This is a genomic window from Streptomyces sp. NRRL WC-3549 (assembly GCF_000721935.1).
Classification (GTDB): domain Bacteria; phylum Actinomycetota; class Actinomycetes; order Streptomycetales; family Streptomycetaceae; genus Streptomyces.
In genome coordinates, this window is the sequence record NZ_KL585418.1 from 617 (window position 1) to 5,277 (window position 4,661).

Below are 4,661 nucleotides of genomic sequence, written 5' to 3' on the forward strand. Positions count from 1 at the left end.
ATGTGTATAAGAGACAGACACCTCGTACACCGCCTTGTCGGTCTCGTGGGCGCGCAGCAGTTCCGGTTCGCCGCGCGGGTCCGTGCCCGCAGCGTCGGCGTAGCCCTCGCAGTACGCGGCGCGGCAGCGGGCCGCCCACTCGGGGCTCCACGGACGGTGCGAACGCGCCGCGTAGTCGAAGGACCGGAGCATCCCCGCCACGTCGCGCACCGGGGGCTGCGGGCTGCGGCGCTCGGGCAGGGGTTTGGAGGGCTCGCCCTCGAAGTCGATCAGTGACCAGAAACCGTCCTCCCCGCGCAGGGTCTGCCCCAGGTGGAGGTCGCCGTGGACCCGCTGGGCGGTCCAGCTGCGGCCCTGGTGTCCCCGTACGGTCACGGCGTCGAAGGCGGTACGCAGCCCCGGGACGTACGGGACGAGGGCCGGGACCGCCTGCGCGGCGGCCTCCAGCCGTTCGACCATCCCCGTCACCAGGTGCCGGGTCTGGGACCGGAGCAGGGCGGGCGTCGGGAGCGCCGCGGCGAGGGCCGTGTGCACCTCCGCCGTGGCCCGCCCCAGCGCACGGGCCTCCGGGGTGAAGTCGCGTCCCGCACCGAGCGCGGCCAGCGCCAGCTGCCAGCCGTCCTTCGCCCCGTGCAGGAACGGCTGGAGCACGCCGAGCGTCAGCGGTTCCGGGGTGGTCGCCTCGAACCAGGCCACCGGGGCCGGGACCCGGCCGCACCCCTCGCGGGCGAGCGACAGCGGCAGTTCCAGATCGGGGTTGGTGCCGGGGAAGACCCGGCGGAAGATCTTCAGGATGTAGGCGTCGCCGTAGACCAGTGAGGAGTTGGACTGCTCGGTGTCCAGGACACGGGGGGCGAGCCCCGGCTCGATCGGCGCCGACCGCTCGAAGCGCAGCGGTCCGAGTGACCCAGGGTTACGGAATCGTTCCAGCAGAAGGCCGGCGACGCGTGGGTCGTGGAGCCCCTCGTACAGCGTGCGGCCGGCGAGCGGACCGTCCGCCACCTGACCGATCCGCGCCGCCGCCAGGTGTGCGGGCAGGGCGCCGCGTACGCCGAGCAGGAGTTGGTAGCAGTCGCCGTGGGTCTGCGCCGGGCTGTCCGGCTGGTGGGCCCGGACGAGCAGGTGCAGCAGCCCGGGGCCCGCGGCCGACGGGTCCAGCGGCAGTATCTCCGTCGCCGCGACGAGCGAGAAGCCGGTGACCGGCCGGCCCTTGCCCGCGAACCACCGCTGCCGGGGCAGCCACTCGTGGAGCAGCGGGGCGAGGGACGGCAGCAGGGCGTGCGTGTCCGCGGCGCCCGGCGGAGCGGCCACCGGGCCGGACGGACTTCGTCTCGTGGTCTTTCTCGTTGTCGTGCTCTTCGCCAGGGCGACTCGAGTGGATGCAGCCTCCGACATGGCATCGCGTCCTTTCCCCGGGCACACCACAGGATGCGAAGAGTGTCCCGGATTGCGGCAATGGCTGTCCGGCTGTGCGGGACGTGTCGGGTGAGGATGGTCCGTACGGACTCGATCGTTCGAAGGGCACCAGGAGCCCGAAGGGGCCGCGAAGGGCTCGATACGGCGTCCGAGTGCCCCGCGCGGGGCGGCGGAGACCGCCCCGCGGGAGGCGCCACGAAGCAGACGCTCAGTCAGTTCGCGGCCCGCGGCGGCAGGGTGGCCGTCGTGTCCTTGCGCATCCGGAACCAGTAGAAACCGTGTCCCGCGAGGGTCAGCAGGTAGGGCCACTGACCCACGGCCGGGAAGCGCACCCCGCCGATCAGCTCCACCGGATGACACCCGTCGAAGTCCCGCAGGTCCAGCTCGGTCGGCTGCGCGAACCGCGAGAAGTTGTGGACGCACATCACCAGGTCGTCCTTGTACTCGCGGGTGAACGCGAGCACGGCCGGGTTCGACGACGGCAGCTCGGTGTACGAGCCGAGGCCGAACGCCGGGTTCTGCTTGCGGATCTCGATCATCCGCCGGGTCCAGTGCAGCAGCGAGGAGGGCGACGCCATCGACGCCTCCACGTTGGTGACCTGGTAGCCGTAGACCGGGTCCATGATCGTGGGGAGGTAGAGCCGCCCCGGGTCGCTGGAGGAGAACCCGGCGTTGCGGTCCGGTGTCCACTGCATCGGGGTGCGCACCGCGTCACGGTCGCCCAGCCAGATGTTGTCGCCCATCCCGATCTCGTCCCCGTAGTAGAGGATCGGGGAGCCCGGCAGCGACAGCAGCAGCGCCGTGAACAGCTCGATCTGGTTGCGGTCGTTGTCCAGGAGCGGCGCGAGGCGGCGGCGGATGCCGATGTTGGCCCGCATCCGCGGGTCCTTGGCGTACTCCGCGTACATGTAGTCGCGCTCTTCGTCCGTGACCATTTCGAGCGTGAGCTCGTCGTGGTTGCGCAGGAAGATGCCCCACTGGCAGCCGGACGGGATCTGCGGGGTCTTCGCGAGGACCTCGGAGACCGGGTAGCGGCTCTCCCTGCGCACCGCCATGAAGATGCGCGGCATCACGGGGAAGTGGAACGCCATGTGGCACTCGTCGCCGCCGGCCGCGTAGTCGCCGAAGTAGTCGACGACGTCCTCCGGCCACTGGTTGGCCTCGGCCAGCAGCACCGTGTCCGGGTAGTTGGCGTCGATCTCCTTGCGGACCCGCTTGAGGAAGCCGTGGGTCTCCGGAAGGTTCTCGCAGTTGGTGCCCTCGCGCTGGTAGAGGTACGGCACGGCGTCCACCCGGAAGCCGTCGATGCCGAGGTCCAGCCAGAAGCGGAGCGCCGAGATGATCTCCTCCTGCACCGCCGGGTTCTCGTAGTTGAGATCGGGCTGGTGCGAGAAGAACCGGTGCCAGTAGTACTGCTTGCGCACCGGGTCGAAGGTCCAGTTGGACGTCTCCGTGTCGACGAAGATGATCCGGGCATCCGGGAACTGCTTGTCGTCGTCGGCCCAGACGTAGTAGTCGCCGTACGGCCCGTCGGGGTCGGTGCGGGACTGCTGGAACCACTCGTGCTGGTCGCTCGTGTGGTTCATGACGAAGTCGATGATCACGCGCATGCCGCGCTGGTGCGCGGCGTCCACGAACTCCACGAAGTCGGCGAGGTCGCCGAACTCCGGCAGCACCGCGGTGTAGTCCGACACGTCGTAACCGCCGTCGCGCAGGGGTGACGTGAAGAACGGTGGCAGCCAGAGGCAGTCGACGCCGAGCCACTGGAGGTAGTCCAGCTTGGCGGTGAGGCCTTTGAGGTCGCCGACGCCGTCGCCGTTGGAGTCCTGGAAGGACCGGACGAGTACCTCGTAGAAGACGGCGCGCTTGAACCAGTCGGGATCGCGGTCCTTGGCGGGAGTGTCCTCGAACAGGTCGTGGACGGGCTCATTGACGATCATGGTGTGGGTGACCCTCCGGTCGGCGGGGACGGTCGCAGGACCGCGATGTGCGCGGGCGTCGAACCCGGCTCCAGACGCACATAGAAGGTCCTGCCCCAGTGATAGGTGTCGCCGGTGAGCTCGTCGCGCACCGGCACGCTCTCGTGCCAGTCGAGGCCGAGACGCGGCATGTCCAACGAGACCGTGGCCTCCTGGGTGTGGTGAGGGTCGAGGTTGACGACCACCAGAACGATGTTCGAACCGGAACGCTTGCTGTATGCGATCAGCGCCTCGTTGTCGACCGAGTGGAAGTGCACGTCGCGCAGTTGCTGGAGCGCCGGATGGCGACGACGGATCCGGTTGAGGGAGGTGATCAGGGGTGCCAGTGAGCGGCCCTCACGTTCCGCCGACTCCCAGTCCCTGGGCCTGAGTTGGTACTTCTCCGAGTCCTGGTACTCCTCGCTCCCGGAATGCACCGGGGTGTTCTCGCACAGCTCGAAGCCCGCGTACACGCCCCAGGAGGGGGAGAGGGTCGCGGCCAGCACGGCCCGCGCCTCGAAGGCCGGACGGCCTCCGTCCTGGAGGTAACCGGGAAGGATGTCGGGCGTGTTCACGAAGAAGTTGGGGCGCATGTACGAGGCGCTGTCGCCCGCGAGCTCGGTGACGTACTCGGTGAGCTCCTGCTTCGTGTTACGCCAGGTGAAGTAGGTGTAGGACTGCTGGAAGCCGACCGCGGCCAGCGTCCGCATCATCGCGGGCCGGGTGAAGGCCTCCGCCAGGAAGATCACGTCCGGATCGGTGCGGTTGACGTCGGCGATGACCTTCTCCCAGAACACCACCGGCTTGGTGTGCGGGTTGTCCACGCGGAAGATGCGTACGCCGTGGTCCATCCAGAACCGCAGGACGCGCACGGTCTCCGCCACGATCCCCGCCATGTCCCGGTCGAAGGCGATCGGGTAGATGTCCTGGTACTTCTTCGGGGGGTTCTCGGCGTAGGCGATGGAGCCGTCCGGCCGGTGGTGGAACCACTCGGGGTGCTCCTTCACCCAGGGGTGGTCCGGGGAGCACTGGAGGGCGAAGTCCAGCGCGATCTCCATCCGCAGGGTGCGGGCCGTCCCGACGAAGTGGTCGAAGTCCTCCAGCGTGCCGAGGTCCGGGTGGACCGCGTCGTGGCCGCCGTCCGCCGAGCCGATCGCCCAGGGCACCCCCGGGTCGCCGGCGCCCGGGGTGAGGCTGTTGTTGGGACCCTTGCGGTGGGTGGTGCCGATGGGATGGACCGGCGGCAGGTAGACCACGTCGAACCCCATGGCGGCGACGGCGGGAAGC

General features: G+C 69.4%; 2 protein-coding genes and 1 pseudogene. All 3 read right to left on the minus strand.

Translation table 11 applies throughout. The features are described from left to right. Window positions 1-1,395, minus strand: a 1,395-nt coding sequence (locus IH13_RS0123520; RefSeq protein ID WP_063837481.1) for a maltokinase N-terminal cap-like domain-containing protein, incomplete at its 3' end; no start/stop codon positions are given. A gap of 233 nt (window positions 1,396-1,628) precedes the next feature. Beyond that, on the minus strand, window positions 1,629-3,356 hold the full coding sequence (gene treS, locus IH13_RS0123525) for a maltose alpha-D-glucosyltransferase (RefSeq protein ID WP_031087548.1): 1,728 nt from the start codon (window positions 3,354-3,356) through the stop codon (window positions 1,629-1,631). After that, window positions 3,353-4,661, minus strand: a pseudogene (locus IH13_RS38240) (alpha-1,4-glucan--maltose-1-phosphate maltosyltransferase); the annotation flags it as partial. The pseudogene IH13_RS38240 and the gene treS, both read right to left, overlap by 4 nt.